The sequence below is a fragment of the Thermodesulfobacteriota bacterium genome, assembly GCA_034189135.1.
Lineage (GTDB): Bacteria > Desulfobacterota > Desulfobacteria > Desulfobacterales > JAUWMJ01 > JAUWMJ01.
On sequence record JAXHVO010000081.1, the window covers coordinates 62983 to 80061 of the forward strand.

17 protein-coding genes are annotated in these 17079 nt (G+C 46.8%); 2 read left to right on the forward strand and 15 right to left on the reverse strand.

All coding sequences use genetic code 11. The features are described from left to right. Position 1: 1 nt before the first annotated feature. The 15 genes from SWH54_11985 to SWH54_12055 all read right to left on the reverse strand — a co-directional run bounded on the left by SWH54_11985 (position 2) and on the right by SWH54_12055 (position 14200). Positions 2-640 carry a hypothetical protein gene (locus SWH54_11985; GenBank protein ID MDY6791976.1) on the reverse strand — a complete coding sequence of 213 codons (639 nt, stop codon included), beginning with the start codon at positions 638-640 and terminating at the stop codon, positions 2-4. Positions 641-742: 102 nt separating this feature from the next. Continuing rightward, positions 743-1576, reverse strand: a complete 834-nt coding sequence (locus SWH54_11990; protein MDY6791977.1) for a rhodanese-like domain-containing protein — start codon at positions 1574-1576, stop codon at positions 743-745. A gap of 55 nt (positions 1577-1631) precedes the next feature. After that, complete coding sequence (locus tag SWH54_11995; GenBank protein MDY6791978.1) at positions 1632-3299, reverse strand: SagB/ThcOx family dehydrogenase; 1668 nt, start codon at positions 3297-3299, stop codon at positions 1632-1634. Between the two features lie 229 nt (positions 3300-3528). After that, positions 3529-4095, reverse strand: a complete 567-nt coding sequence (locus tag SWH54_12000; protein MDY6791979.1) for a flavin reductase family protein — start codon at positions 4093-4095, stop codon at positions 3529-3531. Then, positions 4088-4243: a hypothetical protein gene (locus SWH54_12005; GenBank protein MDY6791980.1), complete on the reverse strand. Its 156-nt coding sequence runs from the start codon at positions 4241-4243 to the stop codon at positions 4088-4090. Before SWH54_12005 ends, SWH54_12000 begins: the two co-directional genes overlap by 8 nt. A gap of 6 nt (positions 4244-4249) precedes the next feature. Beyond that, complete coding sequence (locus SWH54_12010) at positions 4250-5368, reverse strand: alanine--glyoxylate aminotransferase family protein (GenBank protein ID MDY6791981.1); 1119 nt, start codon at positions 5366-5368, stop codon at positions 4250-4252. 101 nt (positions 5369-5469) lie between these two features. Further along, entirely contained in the window at positions 5470-5955 is a 486-nt protein-coding gene (locus tag SWH54_12015) for a DUF3124 domain-containing protein (protein ID MDY6791982.1), read from the reverse strand. 33 nt (positions 5956-5988) lie between these two features. After that, on the reverse strand, positions 5989-6417 hold the full coding sequence (locus SWH54_12020) for a DUF1353 domain-containing protein (GenBank protein ID MDY6791983.1): 429 nt from the start codon (positions 6415-6417) through the stop codon (positions 5989-5991). A gap of 338 nt (positions 6418-6755) precedes the next feature. Further along, a complete protein-coding gene (locus SWH54_12025) occupies positions 6756-6989 on the reverse strand; it encodes a DsrE family protein (protein ID MDY6791984.1) in 234 nt (77 codons plus the stop codon). An 80-nt stretch (positions 6990-7069) separates the two neighbouring features. Beyond that, a complete protein-coding gene (locus tag SWH54_12030; protein MDY6791985.1) occupies positions 7070-7597 on the reverse strand; it encodes a flavodoxin family protein in 528 nt (175 codons plus the stop codon). 311 nt (positions 7598-7908) lie between these two features. Next, the gene (locus SWH54_12035; protein MDY6791986.1) at positions 7909-9348 is read right to left on the reverse strand and encodes an RtcB family protein; all 1440 of its coding nucleotides are present in this window, start codon (positions 9346-9348) and stop codon (positions 7909-7911) included. A gap of 131 nt (positions 9349-9479) precedes the next feature. After that, complete coding sequence (locus tag SWH54_12040) at positions 9480-9920, reverse strand: archease (GenBank protein ID MDY6791987.1); 441 nt, start codon at positions 9918-9920, stop codon at positions 9480-9482. A gap of 173 nt (positions 9921-10093) precedes the next feature. Then, a complete protein-coding gene (locus SWH54_12045) occupies positions 10094-12025 on the reverse strand; it encodes a molybdopterin biosynthesis protein (GenBank protein ID MDY6791988.1) in 1932 nt (643 codons plus the stop codon). Positions 12026-12106: 81 nt separating this feature from the next. Continuing rightward, the gene (locus SWH54_12050; protein MDY6791989.1) at positions 12107-13336 is read right to left on the reverse strand and encodes a molybdopterin molybdotransferase MoeA; all 1230 of its coding nucleotides are present in this window, start codon (positions 13334-13336) and stop codon (positions 12107-12109) included. A gap of 315 nt (positions 13337-13651) precedes the next feature. Then, positions 13652-14200, reverse strand: a complete 549-nt coding sequence (locus tag SWH54_12055) for an isochorismatase family protein (protein ID MDY6791990.1) — start codon at positions 14198-14200, stop codon at positions 13652-13654. 209 nt (positions 14201-14409) lie between these two features. On the opposite strand from SWH54_12055, the gene SWH54_12060 reads away from it, so the two are divergent. Next, entirely contained in the window at positions 14410-15903 is a 1494-nt protein-coding gene (locus SWH54_12060; GenBank protein ID MDY6791991.1) for a DEAD/DEAH box helicase, read from the forward strand. A gap of 11 nt (positions 15904-15914) precedes the next feature. Then, complete coding sequence (locus SWH54_12065) at positions 15915-16781, forward strand: class I SAM-dependent methyltransferase (GenBank protein MDY6791992.1); 867 nt, start codon at positions 15915-15917, stop codon at positions 16779-16781. Positions 16782-17079: the final 298 nt, after the last annotated feature.

Sequence of the window (17079 nt, forward strand, 5' to 3'; positions counted from 1 at the left end):
ATCAACGTTCCAAAGCTTTAATGATGTCAGGTGAATTAAATAATTCTTCCAGCTTTTTCTTAAACGCTTGCGGCACTTTTTTTCTGGTCCCCTTAAGTATATTAAAGCCTCCGGAGCCAAGGTTTTCGTCACCTGAACTTGTCATTTCTGCAAGCAGTTTACCCTTTGTATCAAATACGGTAAGGATCATTAAGTATTCCAGACGAACGTTGTTATAAGTATCGCTTTTCCATTGCTTTATCTGGAAATGAATCAGTTTTTTTGCTCCGGTATCCGTCAGTTTATTTCTTACCTGGGCGATGGGTTCTGTGGGATTTACCACCAAAGGAATGGGGTTAAATCCTTTTCTCCCCAGTGCGCCGGTAATAACATCACCCATTTCATCGGCCAATGGACGTCTGCTGTCCGTAACCATGTATAATGGATTTCCAAAAGCGCCTCTGATGACACCAACCACCTGAGGTTTGGTCTTCCCGGAGATAACATAGCTGCGCTGGTCCTGAGATGCCACCGCCACCGAGCCTTTGCCTGCTGGATATAATTCCGGTTTTACCCTGGCAAGGTTGTAAGTATATTTAACACAACCAGTTGCTACAAACATGGCGGCCAGTACAAATGCAAATTTTATCCTGTTTTTCATTTTTCTCCCTTTAGCTGTTGGTTTTTTTAAAGAACGGCGTCTGATTTTCTTAATGAACAAAGTCTCCCCTTTTTTCGCAGGGCAGAAAATCGTACAATCAGTTCAGTCGATCCTTCGGCAGTGTTCGACCGCACGGCTCAGCATACGCATATGGCCTTTTTCCGCCTGGGCAATATCCAGAAAAGTGCTTCTTGCCGGCGGGGCTGTCGTCCGTTCTGCCATAACCCGGTAAAGGTCAAAGGCGGCCAACTCGATCGATAGCGCGATTTCAATGATGTTGAGGCACAGATCTCCGGACATGTTGGAAAAACGGTTCGCCAGTTCATCAAAGGTTTGGCCGCCTTCGAGGATATCCCCTTTCAGGCCGGCATATAGAGTTTCAAATGGCGCTGTTTTTCCATCGGCCTCGGCCAGGTGGCTGTATACCATGCGGGCATGAATTTCTTCGGCCTTTGAAAGCGTGACAAGCGTGGGCCTCAGGGCCTCCGGGGCAACACCTTCCAGAAAAGAGGTATAAAACCGGAAGGCACCCTTTTCAAGGCCGATGGCCGTTAATAGAAGAGTCGGAAGATCCGCCGCAGCATCAAACACTTCCACCCGGGGAAAATCGGTCAGGGTTTTCCCGTTCCATGCCAGCATACCGCCTTTCAGGTGGGCCACCGTTTTACGGGTCACTTCCCCCTCAATGGCCAGAGCGGCAGCATAAGCGGACCGGGCGCCACTACGGCAGTAAAAAATCAAGTCCTGATCTTCAGGAAGTTCATAGAGGCGTCCTTCCAGTTGTGGCAGAGGCATCAGCCGGGCTCCGGGAATGTGGGCTACTTCATATTCGTCCGGCTGACGAACATCTATCAGCCGATAGCTCGATTCGGTGTGCCTGTCGATAAAGCGCTTGAGCATCTCAGGAGTCAAATTTTCAAAATCGACGGATTCCATAGGTCCACCTTGGTATATTTCGCTTTAATTGCGCTAAGCTTTACAGCATCAGTTTTTACTTTGATGGTATCGATTCACCGCTACCCGCCTTCAGGGAATCCTTTCGGTCCAGGTGAAAATAGGGCGGATGAGTTTCCAGGCGCTGATCCAATACCGGCACCCCTACGGTGAAATGATAAAGGCTCTGGTACTCATCAGTCCGCAATCCGAACAGACGATGTACCTCGTCGTCGAAAAAGCAGCCGATACCGGTGCCGCGAACGCCGTGACTCTCAGCTTCCAGATAAAGGACCTGTCCGATCATACCACATTCCCAAAAAAGCTGTCGATACCGGTAAGCCGCCTTGGCAATCGTCGCTTTAAAACGGGATACCATCCCTAAAGAAAAGGCGCTCAGCCCGGCAATTTCCTGATGGCAACTTATAGTAATGGCCTCTGCCCGAAAGTCTCCCTGTTGCAACAGATACAGTGGTAACACCTTATGTATCGGTGTCCATAGAAAATCAGGTCGGCAAAGACTCCGAAGAGGCTCCAAATCACCGCTGGTTCGTTCCAGAAAATACATTCCGGGTTCAAGACCGATGACCTGATGAATAAAAATAAACAGGTTGACAGCCGGAGCATAAAAATCCAGATCAAAAGGAGCAGTTCCGCTGCGAGGCAGGGTCCTGTCCAACATGCTGAAAAATTGATCCTTACGAAGCCGTGCTTCCGGTCGAAAGGCCGTCGCACTCCTGCGTTTTCGAATGATACTTTCCGCTGGCAAAGCTGATTCGGATTGATCCAGGAACGCCCTGTCACGCACAGGTCGAGGCACATCCCTGGTGGCTGGTTTTTCTAGCATAGTGGCTGTTTCATATATGATTTCCCAGCGAACCGTCGAACGGCTGAGACGATTGGGCCTGCCGGAAAATGACTGAAGGGTGAAATCGTTCACCAAATCCTCCGGCAGGCTTCGGGATTGGATAGCGGTACCGGCCGGATGGACCCAGCACAAAAGGTCGGGATGTTCCTTTTCATTGGACGGCCAGTCCACTCGGTCCAGACCCATTATGGTTTCTACCTCAACGTCGGAAAGGTCCGCCAGGCAGGTGATCTTCCAACCGAGCAGGTTGGCGGCAAATCTAGCTGCGGCCAGGGCATGCCCGACATCCAGGTTGCAGTAACGGTAGGCCCTTTCACCGTATTTCCATGCCTCCCGCCAAAAAATGCTGGTCAGGCCAAAGCCGAATCCTGGTGGCCCCAGATAGGTCTGTATCTTTTCTGTGAGCGTCGCCGGCAATGTCGCCCGGCATTCCAGGGCATGACGCAGCACATTGTAGTGATACACACCCGCCGGAATTCCGATCATATCCGGCAGGATCAAATGGGCTTCGGTGGGATGGAGGTTGCCGCTGGACGGATTCATACGAAGGGACCAGCGTTCACTCCCAATCGATTTCCAGGCCGACAACCCCAGACAGAGCTCTAGAAATCGGCCGACAGTCGACTTATCGATTGTGCTGGATTTAAGGCTATCAGGCCTGTACAATCCACCATAACTGTTGTCTGAATTGCGGTCTATCAGAGGCAGCGGGATCAGCACCAGATCGGAATAGCTGCGAAAAGGGTCGGGCTGGTTCTGCCAGTCCATAGCACCAGCCGAGCGAGCATACCGGTTTAAATGATGTTTGGTCTCCGTATGGTAGCGGATGGCCGCCTGCATTGCCCTGTTTTTTCCCATAAACGGGCTTCCTTCTCTGTTTTCTTTCTAAAGTAAACGACCGGCACGACTATTTACTGTGTTTAGGGTCAGGACAGATTTTCAAAACACAGTTGATAGAGCAATAATTATCGCTGAGTGTTTCTCCATTCTTCCGTCTCCAGTGTTGCCGTATCGCCCACCTGCCCGTATAAAGTGCTGAGGAGGGCAGATCAGGTGGAATGAGGTTTATGCAAAATTTCTGTTAACATCACTTTTTCTTTAATTTTTTACCTATACTCCATGCTTTCCCCATTTTTTCGCCCACAGACCAATATTGATTGTCAGGCATGGTTAGGGTGAAAGGATTTATTTTTTTTATATCCAGCTTATTGTCGGTCATATATTTTTCTTCGGTAAAAACTTCTTTCGGCTCACCGATGTAAAGCGTATTGAACGGTAGTTTCACCGTATCATATACCGAGCATGACATACAAACCGGGCATTCTTCAATTAATGGGACCTTATCTAACTCTCCATAAAACACATTAAAAAGTTTGGATTTATCGGTTTTGCTGCCTGAAACCAATCCGCAATAATCCGTTTTCAGCATAAGGGATACATTCGGAATGTTAATGCTGAATCCTTTGTTTTGGTCAATGCCTTTATTGGTGTGATGAGGCCCCAGTGCCACCGCAAATAAAGGTGGTTTGAAATTCACTCTTGAGGCCCAACCCACCGCCATAAAATTTGCTTTGTCCTTGATAACAGATCCCACCAGTACCATTGGCATTGGGTATAAAAATGCGGCACCATTATCGATGCTGATTTTATTCATAGCTGCTACCTCCTTGTTGTTGAATTTGCTGCAAATGGTCTTTTACAGTCTTTCGAACAGGAATAGATGTCATGCCCAGGCTTCTTTCTCCGCAACCGTCTTTGAATATGGATATGGATGCTGCCCAGGGCTGTTGGTTATGCTCCATTCTTTCTCAGTGAGTCTGCCCCAGTTGTGCCCCGAGTGCGGTCAGCAGGCGCTCGACGTTTTCGGGGCGGGCGGTGTGTCCCATGAGTCCGATTCGCCAAATCTGTCCGGTCAACGGACCGAGACCGGCGCCGATTTCGATCTGATGATCTTTCAGCAACCCCATGCGGATGTCGGCTTCGTCCACACCGTCCGGTATCTTGACCGCGTTCAGCATGGGCAGGCGGATTTTCTCCTTTACCAGGAACGAAATTCCGAGTTCGGTGAGTCCGGCCTTGAGCTGTTGGTGCGCGGCTTGATGCCGGGCAAATACGCTGTCCAGCCCTTCTTCCAGCACACATTGGAGCGCCGCATACAGGGCATACAGCATATTGATAGGAGCCGTGTGGTGGTAGGCGCGTTTTGCACCCTGCCAGTAGTTTACGATCATGCTGAGATCCAGATACCAGTTCGGTACTTTTGTTTTCCGGTTCATCAGCTTGTCCACCGCTTTCTGTGACAAACTGACCGGTGATAACCCCGGCGGACAGGACAGGCATTTCTGCGTGCCGCTGTAAACCGCGTCAATACCCCACTCGTCAACCTTAACAGGTATACCGCCTAAACTGGTCACCGTGTCAACAAGGATGATCGCATTGGTGTCCTTCACCAGGGCACCAATCTGATCAACGGGATTGCAAACACCGGTCGATGTTTCCGCATGCACAACTGCAACGATGTCATATTTTGCGCCATTCAGCTTGGTTTTGACCGCATCCACATCAACAGATGTGCCCCATTCGAACTCGAGCGTATCGACCTCCGCACCCAGCCGGGTGGCCACATCCTGCATGCGCATACCGAACACGCCGTTGATCAAGACCAATAGCTTGTCCCCGGGTTCAATCAGGTTCACAAAACAGGTTTCCATTCCGGCAGAACCGGTACCGGACATGGGAATGGTAATATCGTTTTCCGTTTGAAATACCTGCTTTAGCATCACCTTGATCTCGTCCATAACTTTTATAAAGGCAGGGTCCAGGTGCCCTATGGTGGCTGTGGCCAACGCTTCATAAACCTGCGGTGGTACGCAGGATGGTCCAGGTCCCATTAACAGGGTGTCTTTAATTTTGTTCAGCTTATTCATGTCTTTTTTCCCTTCGAGTTTGCATGTTTTTTATAAAGACATTATATACCGGTATGGATCAAGTATTGCCTGTCCTTAATGTCGGTGTTGGATCACTACTATTACTTAGTGTTAATAATTACCCGGCCACGAGAGGTAAAAGAAACGCCTTGCTGGGACTGTGTCCCGATCATTATTGATTCAACAATAGGCGGATTAACCAATTTGTCGGATTTCCATTCAACTATAAAATTGGCACCGGACCCGCCCGTTTTGTCTCTTTCCGGTATGATATGGTGCATTGAGTCCAGGGGGTCTAGAACCAATGGCTGATCCAAGCATTTTTTTACCAGCTTTCCCTGCGTTTCGTAGTAGTCGACCAAGGTAATTTTGATTTTATGCTTTGGATCAATGTTTCTCACGCTTATAGTCACCGTCAATAAGAAAGGCCTTTCACGGACGCCACTGTAAATATGTGAATAAGCAGGCACATAAATAGTTTGTCCGTCTGATAAACCGCTTTTCCCTTCCGCATGCAAAGACAGAGGCGAAAAAAAACAAATGGATAACAGAAGAATCAAATAAGCCAAAGAGTAATTCTTTTTCATGGTGACACTCCTATTTTATGCGATTATATTTTCTTATATCCTTGCAGGTCGAACTGTGCTTTCATTCTGTGATCCGGTTGAAACCCCTATCTGCTGCTTTACAGGCATCACCTCGCCGTCCCACTTGCGAACGATCTTCTTTCCGCGCCAGACCAAACATCCGAATAAACGAACGGCAAACCAGTAGAGGTAACGTAACATAAACTCGGATTCCGCCATAAGTCGGAGAAAACAGCCGTCCGCCTCCGCCCTGGTGATCGGTGTTTTGCTATAAAGGAATTGATACAGGGCATCGTGAACCATGGACGCGAAGTAGGTTTTTGGCTTTCCTGTCGGCCCATACACGGCACCGTCGGGCGTCCCCAGGAGAATGTCGAGGAAACATATCTTGGGGCTGCAGCCGTTCCATGCATAACCACGGGTGACGGTCAGCATTCCGTCGACCTCGATGATGAGCCGCACCTTCCCGTTTTCATCGTGAAAGACAAGGTCTTCGCCGACCATGAGGCCGGATTCCCAGGTGAAGTTGCGGTCGAGGCGATATCGCCACCGAACGGTATCTTTGCATAGCATTGGCCAGTCCCCCGCACATTGGCACCATCTCAGGCAGGATGGGGGAAAGAAAAATTTCCCCTTACCCGATTATATAACGGTATGAAGCCAAATACAAAAAAACAAGGTTTTTAAAAATTAAAAACCTTGGCTTCGGCAGCCAGATCTATCAAATGGGGTCCACCATCCAAGATCATGTTTGCAAAAAATTTAGACTCGTCAACCTGACGATTCTTGGCACAGGGGATTCAGACGCCAATCGGAACTTCATTCTCTACCAGGTAGGGCAAATAATCATCCGGGCAATCATCTGTTTTGGTTTTTTGGGTAAAATCTCTTTCATTATTGGCCCACAGTACACCTCCATCTATCATAAAGACATTGACAGTGTGTTCTTTTGAATGGGCGATCTTGGCAAATTGAAAACACCTGGTGGCAGCCTCATTGTCATCTCGGCTTAAAACAAATAAAAAATTAGCCATATGGTTTACCTCCTTTCTTTTTTATTAAATTTAAAACCATATAATGGTTGAACCCAATGTGCAACATACTGAATTTCCATTTATGAATCCACACGAGACAAAATGTCTCTGACAAATTGCCTTGCGTTTTCTTCATCCTCTGCGTTTGGATGTCTATCACATTCAGCCATCTTTTCTGTCCATTCATCGTCAGGGATATTTTGAGCCTTTTGAACCATATCATGAATTTCAGGTGTCAGGCGACCCTGACAATCAAAGCAGCCCAAATAAGCAATCCCTTTCTTTTTGCATATATCGTTAAATTGCTGAATGCCCGATTCAAATCCCTCTTTACTATAGGCGGAAGACGCATGGGTGATAAAGCCGGCAATCTTATAGTCAGGATTATCAGGAAGTGATTCGAGCAAATCTTTTACCGGTGCAGCGAGACCACGGACATGGATCGGCGCACCTATAAACAAAAGGTTGTAATCATTGAGACGCGCTGCGTCAATTTTGTTAACTGCCGTTAAATTTGTTTCATTTGATTGAGCCGATTCTGCTTGAATGGCCTCTGCAATTTGACGGGTATTAGCGGTTTGGCTGAAATAGGTCACTAAAATTTTCATTCTGATTCATCCTTATCTGATGATTAACTGAAGTGAATCACGGTTCTAATGTAACCCATTTGTGAGGAAACGAAATACTGAAACGAACGCCCCAGTTGAGCGGAAGTGGCTGGCACAGAAATTGATTACAAGTTGGCAATTTCTGTACTGATCAATTTCCGACTCCAACGTCTTGTTCGCGTGGCGCGCAGCGGAAGCGGGGACAAGACGTTGGAAAGAGTTACTCTGCCCATCTCGCGCCCTTATTGAAAATTCTTCGTGCCATTAGCTGGATAGGAATAAGAATAGTTTAGTTTAAATACAGGAGGCCGTCAACCTTTTACCACTGCGATGGGTCTTAACTTGGCCACCTTTTTGGAAATCCCTGCGCCGTGAACCACTTCAACCACCTGAGAAATATCCTTGTAGGCATCCGGCATTTCTTCTGCCAGTGTTGATCGACCGGTCCACCTGACAAGGATTCCCTTATCTTCCAGCTCACGCTGGATGGCCCTTCCTTTGCTTGCCTTTTTCGCCGCCGTTCTACTCAACACTCTCCCGGCACCGTGGCAGGTCGAGCCGAATGTATTATCCATGGCTTTTTGTGTGCCGGCAAGCACATAGGACGATGTCCCCATATCACCGGGAATCAGTATGGGCTGACCCACCTCGCGATAATCATCGCAAACGGCAGGATGTCCGGGTGGAAAAGATCGGGTGGCGCCTTTTCGGTGTACGCAGACAAAGCGGTTTTCTCCATCTATGACATGCTCTTCTTTTTTGGCGATGTTGTGGCACACGTCATAAACCAGATTCATGTCCAGATCCCGTGGGCTGATGCCGAAAACTTTTAAAAACACATCGCGGGAGCGATGCAGCAGAATCTGCCGGTTGGCCCAGGCATAGTTGGCTCCGCAAGCCATGGCATCGTAGTAACGCCTTCCCGGTTCAGATTGGATCATGGCGCAGGAAAGCTGCCGATCAGGAAGTTGAAAGCCCAATTTATTTGCTTGTTTGGTCATAGAGGCAAGAAAATCATCACAAATCTGGTATCCCAGGCCGCGGGAACCGGTGTGAAGCATCAATGTGACCTGTTTTTCAAAGAGTCCGAATACGTTCGCTGTGTTTGGATCATAAATCGTTTCGACCACACCCACTTCAATAAAATGGTTTCCCGACCCCAGTGTTCCCAGCTGCTTTCGCCCCCTTTCTATAGCCCTGTCGCTGATGACATCCGGATCCGCATTGGGCATACACCCGTTATCTTCCGTGTGTTCAACGTCTATATCGTTGCCGAAACCCTGGTTTACCGCCCACCGGCTGCCCTGTTTGAGTACCTTTTTTTCTTCTTTGGTGGAAAGCTTGATGGAGCCGGTGGATCCGACACCTGAAGGGATGTTTTGATAAAGGGCATTGACCAGACCTTTCAGCCTTGGTCTCACTTCTTTTTCCACAAGAGCGGTGGTGGCCAGGCGGACGCCGCAGTTGATGTCGTATCCGACTCCTCCGGGTGATATGATACCGGTTTCCCAGTCAAAGGCAGCCACACCGCCGATGGGAAAACCATACCCCCAGTGCATGTCCGGCATGGCCATGGATGCCTTTAAAATGCCGGGTAGCATGGCAACGTTTGCCACCTGCTTTAAGGGCTCGTTTTGTTTTTCGCCCCTGAGCATCTGCTCACTGGCATAAATAATACCGGGCACTCGCATTTCACCGGTTTGGGGAACTTCCCAGCGGTATTGATCGATTTTTCTTAATTCGATGGTCATTATTAACCGATAGAAAGGATTCAAGGATTCAGAGATTCAATGGGTCGAGTGATTCAACTCGAGCTTTTATAGTCATAAATTCTTGCCAAATTAAATGAAATGTACTGCTTTCCTGCAGTGACTTTTTTTTCTTATGCATCAAATATTATTTTTGACTCCCATCCGGTTTCCGCCCGGCTGACCTGAATTTGATGGTACGTCACCGCTTTTATTTCATTTCTTATGCAGTGGACGGCTGGTTCAAAGGAGTCAAATTTGATGTTTGCTGTCAGTTCATATTTAGCAATAGATAGAATATCGATGGCCGCAACCAGTTTTTGTTTTCCGTTCCAGATATACAGCAATTCCCTGAGCCAGTTAACCATAAGATCAGGGTGGTCACTTCCTTTAACCGTTAAGATGCATTTTTCTTCAATTTTCAGGTCGTTGATATCAGTAATCAGGTCAAACATCGCCAAAGCGGCGTTGGTAAACAGATCCTTTAAATCTGATCCAAAAACATGGATGCCGAAATCGGCAGTATGATCGATCAGCCGGTATTTCATTGAGCTATAAGTGCATGGTAAAGCCATATCGGCAATTTGTTGTTGATTTCACTCAACGAGTTGATTTTACGTTGAGACATCCTGTTGCGAGTTACGGGTTGCGTGTTGTGAGTTGGAAGAATCGGAAATAATCCTGTTTTATTACCCGTAACGCGGAACTCGCAACCCGCAACTATTTTATAAGTTGTCTTTCAATGCAATTATAAACCAACTACTATACCCGTCTTTTCCGTGCTGTATCCACCCAGTGCTTCAACACGTTTTTTAAAATCCGCGTTATTTATGGTTTCAAGGAGAATTTGGATATTTTCCGATTCAAAATGGTTTTCAGGAATAACCAGGTCATACTGCTCGGTAACGACCGGTATAAAGTCGAGTTTCAGTGCTTTTGCTGCAGCGTAGATTCCCAATCCAACATCAACCGTGCCGCTTAATACCGCCACTGCCACCGACATATGAGTAAACTCTTCGTCCTGGTATCCTGTTATGGCTGAAGGATCAATGCCAAGCTGCTTAAGTTTGTAATCAAGCAGTATCCGGGTACCTGAGCCGGACTGCCTGTTTATGAAGCTGATATCATCACGGCCCAGATCTTCGATTCCTTTTATCCCTTTTGGATTTTTCGGTTGAATAATCAGACCCTGATCCCTTATCACCAGGTTGACCAGTTTAACTTTTGTTTCCGGAAGATACCTTTTTATATATGATATATTGTAGGATCCGTCTTCCGTATCGAGAAGATGTGATCCTGCCAGGTGGCACACCCCTCTTTTAATGGCCATCAAACCGCCCATACTGCCGACGTGGCTGGAAGAAAGAGTCAGATTGCCGTGCCGTGCCTTCAGCTGGTCTGCCAGAACATCAAGGGTATTGTCATGGCTTCCCACCACCACAATGGTATTATTAACCGAAGAGAGCGGGCGCAAAAGCTCGGCATAGACAGGCTCGTTATCTTTTAACCCTTCAATATGATTGGGTATTCTGATAATGCCGTCAGCTTCGGTTATGGAAGTGATGCATCCGGCGCCTCTGGGTAGAGGGGTTGCGGCAATTCTTCCACTAACTTCACCCAGCTTCACCCGCAAGAACTCTTCCACTCCAAGTTTTGATGCGATTTTTCTGGTCGGTTCCACCTGAACGGTCGTTCTTTCCATATCCGGCTGGCCCAGCATGGCATAAATAAAAGGCCTGACAAACTGTTCAAAGGCAATAATGGCGGATACAGGATATCCCGGTATTCCAAATACGGGTTTATTACCAATGTCCCCGATAATAACCGGTTTTCCCGGCATCATTGTCACGCCATGCACCAATACTTCGCCCAGGTCGACAATGACTCCTTTGGCATAATCCTCAGATCCGGCTGACGATCCCCCGACTATCAGTATCATTTGAAAATCATCTTCGGTCGCATTTAAAACAGCATCTTTTATTTTTTGATCATCATCCATTACCCTGTCATGACGGATGAACTTACCTCCGCACGATTCGATCAGACCGCCAAGAACATAGGAGTTTGATTCAAGCACTTCACCCGGTTTCAGCAGATCAAGATCAAAACCATGCCAGTCAACCAGCTCCGAACCGGTGGGTATGATAAGTACGTTCGGCTTTTTTCTCACCATAACGGAAAAGATGCCTCCGGACAGAAGAGCACCCACGCAGTAAGGTGTAATCACATGATTCTGGGGGAATAATAGTTCGGTTGCCACAATATCTTCTCCCATTTTGCGAACATTCTGCCAGGGAAATGCAGGGGCTTCAATCACCACACGGGTTTCGTCCTGAATCATTATATATTCGATCATAATCACCGCATTGGTATTTTCCGGCATAACATGTCCGGTATTGACATAAAACGCATCTTTACCGATTTTAAGTTCTTTCGGCCTTGTTTCGTGAGCGCCAAAAGTTTTTTCCGCTTTTACCGCGATACCGTCCATTGCAGCGGCGTGAAAATTGGGAGAAGAAAGCCGGGCAGAGACAGGCTCGGCAATTACGCGGCCCACCGCTTCCGGGACGGAAACCATTTCCGTGCCGGTCAGGCCGAAGACAGGAAATCGATTAAAAAGAATTTCCCGAGCTTCTTTAAGCGGTTTCATTTTCAGATATACGTTCCGTTTTTTGGCCATAGTCATTTCCTTGTTTTTGATGGGTTTTTGCAGGGTCTATACGATAATTTGGCTATAATTTTTGATACTTGGGCACTATTTTTATAAAGGGATAACCTCCACCTTACTGCCTTTATCCAGGCCTTCCGTATTCTTTCCCACCTTAATCAATCCGTTTGCCTTTACCATGGTGTGGATCAAACCGGACTTGCCGAGTATCGGTTCCGCCCACCAAACACCATCTTTGTCAAGCATACGCACGCGGATATAATCGACTCGTCCCTGGGCGGATGCTATATTTCTGCTTAGGTTAGCGGTGATGTTCGGCTTTCTATCCTTAAACGATGTGCTGCCAGCGATATGTCTGATAAAAGGCCGCACCACTGTTTGAAAAACAACCATGGCGGAGGTGACATGCCCGGGAAGTCCCCAGAAAGCCTTACTTTGGGTCCTCGCCAGGATTGTGGGTTTCCCGGGACTTATGGATATTCCATGTACAAGTATGCTGGAATCAGGCAGATTGGACAGCACTTCTATGGTATAATCGCGCATACCCACTGAACTGCCCCCTGAAATCAGCACCATGTCTGATTTTGATAAAGCCTCTGTGCATGTGTGGTAAAGAGCGTTATAATCATCGCGAACAATTCCGAAAGTAATCGGGATACCTCCTGCTTCCTGAACCTGTCCGGACAGTGTATAAGTATTGATATCACGAATCTGTCCAGGTCCCGGAACGCTATCAATCGGCACCACTTCGTCTCCGGTGGATATGATGCCGATGATCGGTTTTTTATAAACCAAGGTGGAATCTTTTCCCAGGGCCGCTAAAAGACCGATTTCTTGAGGTCTTAATTCTTCACCATGTGTAAGAACAGCCTGTTGGCGCTCAATATCCTCTCCTGCTTCAACCACATGTTGTCCGGGAGCCACACTTTTATAAATTTCGATGGTCGTATCATCTAAAGCTTCTGCGTGTTCAATCATGACCACACTGTCGCAACCATCCGGCAGCATGCCTCCGGTGGATATTCTGGCAGCTTCGCCGGTACGGATTGAAAAATCAGGGGATTCGCCCATGGAAACAGACCCTTTTACGGTAAGATATGCGGGATTCCCTTCCGTTGCTCCGAATGTGGACGAAGCCTTGACCGCGTATCCGTCCATGGTGGAACGGGAAAAAGCCGGCAGGTCAATATCCGAAATGATATTATCGGCAAGTATCCTTCCGGTCATATCAGACAAATAAACAGGTTCGGTTTCTACTGCCGGAAAGTCGGTAATGTAGTTAAATACTTTATCTAAATCTGTTACTTTAAAGAATTCTTTCATAATTTTTCTTTTTCACCACGGATTGTCACGAAAATTCACTGATGAAAATGATAAATTTAAAAAGCTTTTGCTTTTTAAACTGCAGATCCGCAAAGCGTGTAAAAATTTGTTTGCTTTCCTCTGAGCTCTCCTAAAGGAAAAAATTTTATCCCTGTAATCCCTTTGTCTATGGCTTGACGAGGCGTTACATGCAGAGTGAAGCCTGAAGCAGGCGGAAAGAAAGCTTATATACCATACATTATCGAAATAGCCAATTCGTCTTCAAAGAGCCTGTGCCTTGTTTATCTGTGATCTTCCGTGTCTTTCCGTGGTAATTTATTTCACCAGTGGCAGTGCAGCTCTGAATTCATCGGTACCGGCTTTTTGGAGTAGTTCATACATGAGCATCTCTGTTGATGTGATGGTTGCACCGCTTCGTTGCATTCTGTCTAAAGCAATCTTCCAATTATGAGGGGCGCGTGAAGCAACCGCATCGCTTACCACCTGAATGCTGTATTCTGCAGGTGCATCCAAGGATGTCTGGGTGACACAGATATGAGACTCTATTCCGGTGAGGATTAATGTTTTTCGATTAAACCGGCTGATATGATCGGCAAATTCTTGTAATCCGAAACAGCTGAAGGTAATCTTGGAAATCGGCTGGATTTCCTTAATTTCTGATCGTATGTCTTCAATGGTCTCTCCGAGGTTCTGCTGCTCGGTTAGGACAATGGGGAGCTGAAGTATTTTTGCCAGCTTAACCAGCTTGACCACATTTTCTATTGCTTTATCGGCCCCGGTGAGAACCGGAACCAGTTTTTTTTGCATGTCTATTACAATTAAAATACAATCTTCTTTGTTTACCAACGAGGAACTTGGCTGCATGTTCATACCCCCTTTATTGACGGACTTTTAAGAAGCCCACATAAACATTTTTTGTTAAATAGCATAATAGCGGTTCTGCTTCAAGTGTTTAGACTGTTTATCTTTGGTTAAAAACGATGTGTACTTGCAAAATCATAAAAAAAGGATATAACTGAATAAATACAGATAATGATCATATCTAACCTTGCGGATAAATCGAAGAGGAAAACATGCCGGACGAGCCTGAATCACAGATATACGCCCAACGGGCAGGAAAGCCTAAATTTTTAACCCGTGTTCGTTTTGATGAATTTAACCTGCCACAAGAGATCGTATCCGGTCTAAAGAATGCAGGATTTGCTTTTTGTACCCCCATTCAGGCGCAAACCCTTCCCGTATCACTGACCGGTAGAGATGTCGCCGGGCAGGCGCAAACCGGCACAGGTAAGACAGCCGCTTTTCTGGTCACTGTCTTCAGCCGGCTATTTTCTTTGCATGAGCATCGATCCGATACGCCGTCTGCACTTATTGTCGCACCCACCCGGGAGCTTGCCATGCAGATCTATGAGGAGGCCATGGTCATCGGCCGACATACAGGGTTGAGAATCGCCCAGGTGGTGGGAGGAGTTGACTACCAGAAGCAGGCCGGAATACTTCGCCGGGGTGTGGATGTGATCATATGCACTCCCGGCAGGATCATCGACTATTTCAAGCAGGGTATCTTTAAAACCAAAGGCATTAAGTTACTGGTTATTGACGAAGCGGATCGTCTTCTTGACCTTGGTTTTGCCAAAGACATGCGCTATTTACTTAGCAAGTTGCCTCATTATGAAAAAAGGCAATCCATGCTTTTTTCCGCCACCCTTTCCTACCGTGTCATGGAGTTGACTTACGAATATATGAACCTGCCTGAATTCATCTCTATCACACCGGAAGAGGTGACCGTAGAAGGGGTGGAACAATTTTTGTTTCATGCCGGCAGTGAAGAAAAATTGCAGCTTCTTTTGGGTTTGTTGAAAAGGGAAAATTGGATACGCCTTCTTATCTTTGTGAACACAAAAACAGGAGTCAACTGGCTGACAGCAAAGCTTAAGGGTAACGGGTGGCCTGCTGAAGGCATCACGGGGGATCTTCCCCAGCGCAAAAGATTCAGCATGATGGAGCGGTTCAAGGATGGTCGTATAAAAATTCTGGTGGCAACGGATGTGGCATCCAGAGGCATACATGTCGAGGATATAAGCCATGTCATCAATTACGATCTTCCCCAGGACTCAGAAAATTATATTCATAGAATTGGCCGGACAGCCAGGGCAGGAAAAGCCGGTCGGGCATTGTCGATTGCCTGCGAAAGATATGTCTTTCACCTTGAGCCCCTTGAGGAAATGCTGGGCTATAAGATTCCGGTTGTCTGGCCTGAAAATGACTGGTTCATAGCGGACAGGGCAGGCCCGGTTTTAATGCCCACGCGTGATCGAAGGAGAAGATCCACACCGGCAAAAAAGCGTCGTACTCGACCCAAAACCGCTAAAAAAGTAAAAAAAAGAAGCTCATACCCTGGTGCTTTTTTCGGTTTTGGTCCGCCTCCAGAGAATAAAAACAGACCCGCACCACCTGCCCGTAAAAGCCGAGATGGCGATAGAAAGAAAAGAAGTGGTAAAATTGCCAAGAAAAGGGTAACCCAAAAGGGCAGCAATTTTGAATCTGATGATGAACGAAGCGGATAGCCGGGACCAGGGTGGCCCCTGTTCCCGACTGGTTTGCAAAGGATTCGATCACCCGGCAGGTATTTCAGAAAACAAACACAAAAGCTGTTTTCTCCTTGATAAAGGCTGTTTTTTTATCTAAATTGTGTGCCATGGGCTATGTATTCGATTTTAATGATGCCAAAGATTACGACCAATGGTTTAACAATACCCAGAACAGGTTTGCCGCTGATCTTGAGAGCCGGCTTATGGTCGAGATGCTCAGCCCCATGCGAGGAGAGGCACTGCTCGATATTGGCTGCGGAACCGGAGCAAGCCTTTTGCCGTTCATGGAAAAGGGCCTTAATGTAACCGGGCTGGATCCATCTCCGTATATGCTTGATATTACGCTTAAAAATTTGGGGAATCGTGTGGACCTTTATCGTGGGTTTGCCGAAGATCTTCCCTTTGATGATAATTCTTTTAACTATGCATGCCTGGTGACCACCCTTGAATTTGTTGATGATCCCCGAAAAGCCATAGAGGAAGCCTGCAGGGTGGCCAAAGACAGAATATTTATCGGGGTGCTCAACAGATACGCCATTAAAGGAATCGAGCGTCGGGTCAGGGGAATATTTACCAAAACCATTTTTAACCATGCAAAATTCTTTAGTGTCTGGGAAATAAAGCAAATCATCAAAGCGAGTTTGGGACCCGTTCCTGTATCCTGGAGGACGGTATGCCAACTTCCGGTGAAATCGGTAAAATTCACCCATAGAGTAGAACAATCCAGGTTTATTCAAAGATTTCCCTTTGGTGCTTTTGCAGGTATTGTGGTTTCACTTGTCCCCCGTTTCAGGACCAGGCCCCTTGCGATGAAATATCGGCGGAAACATACAGTCAGTACTGCGCCGGGATAAGAAAGGTCTAAACCGTTTACCGTTGTCGGTTTACAGTTTACGGGTTTCTTTATGAACTAGGCAACGACTACAGCATGTTGGATATTGACCTCAATTCTTGAATTCATTTTTTTAAATCTGGATCTTTACAAGAGAATCCCATAATTCGCTTAGGCTTTTTTCTTTTTCTAACATGATCAGTATTATAACCGGTAAACAATGGCGGTTTATAGTAATTCTCGTAGAATATATTTATTAGAAACAAACATACGGTTTTCAAATTTAGCTCGGTTTGACCGGAGAATCGCCTATGGGCCCG

Coding starts and splice junctions, on each gene's coding strand:
- SWH54_12045 (MDY6791988.1), bottom strand. CDS start 12,025: ATGGCCAAAAAACGGAACGTATATCTGAAAATGAAACCGCTTAAAGAA.
- SWH54_12035 (MDY6791986.1), bottom strand. CDS start 9,348: ATGACCATCGAATTAAGAAAAATCGATCAATACCGCTGGGAAGTTCCC.
- SWH54_12030 (MDY6791985.1), bottom strand. CDS start 7,597: ATGAAAATTTTAGTGACCTATTTCAGCCAAACCGCTAATACCCGTCAA.
- SWH54_12025 (MDY6791984.1), bottom strand. CDS start 6,989: ATGGCTAATTTTTTATTTGTTTTAAGCCGAGATGACAATGAGGCTGCC.
- SWH54_11995 (MDY6791978.1), bottom strand. CDS start 3,299: ATGGGAAAAAACAGGGCAATGCAGGCGGCCATCCGCTACCATACGGAG.
- SWH54_12000 (MDY6791979.1), bottom strand. CDS start 4,095: ATGAATAAAATCAGCATCGATAATGGTGCCGCATTTTTATACCCAATG.
- SWH54_11985 (MDY6791976.1), bottom strand. CDS start 640: ATGAAAAACAGGATAAAATTTGCATTTGTACTGGCCGCCATGTTTGTA.
- SWH54_12060 (MDY6791991.1), top strand. CDS start 14,410: ATGCCGGACGAGCCTGAATCACAGATATACGCCCAACGGGCAGGAAAG.
- SWH54_12015 (MDY6791982.1), bottom strand. CDS start 5,955: ATGAAAAAGAATTACTCTTTGGCTTATTTGATTCTTCTGTTATCCATT.
- SWH54_12005 (MDY6791980.1), bottom strand. CDS start 4,243: ATGGAGCATAACCAACAGCCCTGGGCAGCATCCATATCCATATTCAAA.
- SWH54_11990 (MDY6791977.1), bottom strand. CDS start 1,576: ATGGAATCCGTCGATTTTGAAAATTTGACTCCTGAGATGCTCAAGCGC.
- SWH54_12050 (MDY6791989.1), bottom strand. CDS start 13,336: ATGAAAGAATTCTTTAAAGTAACAGATTTAGATAAAGTATTTAACTAC.
- SWH54_12040 (MDY6791987.1), bottom strand. CDS start 9,920: ATGGCTTTACCATGCACTTATAGCTCAATGAAATACCGGCTGATCGAT.
- SWH54_12055 (MDY6791990.1), bottom strand. CDS start 14,200: ATGCAGCCAAGTTCCTCGTTGGTAAACAAAGAAGATTGTATTTTAATT.
- SWH54_12010 (MDY6791981.1), bottom strand. CDS start 5,368: ATGAATAAGCTGAACAAAATTAAAGACACCCTGTTAATGGGACCTGGA.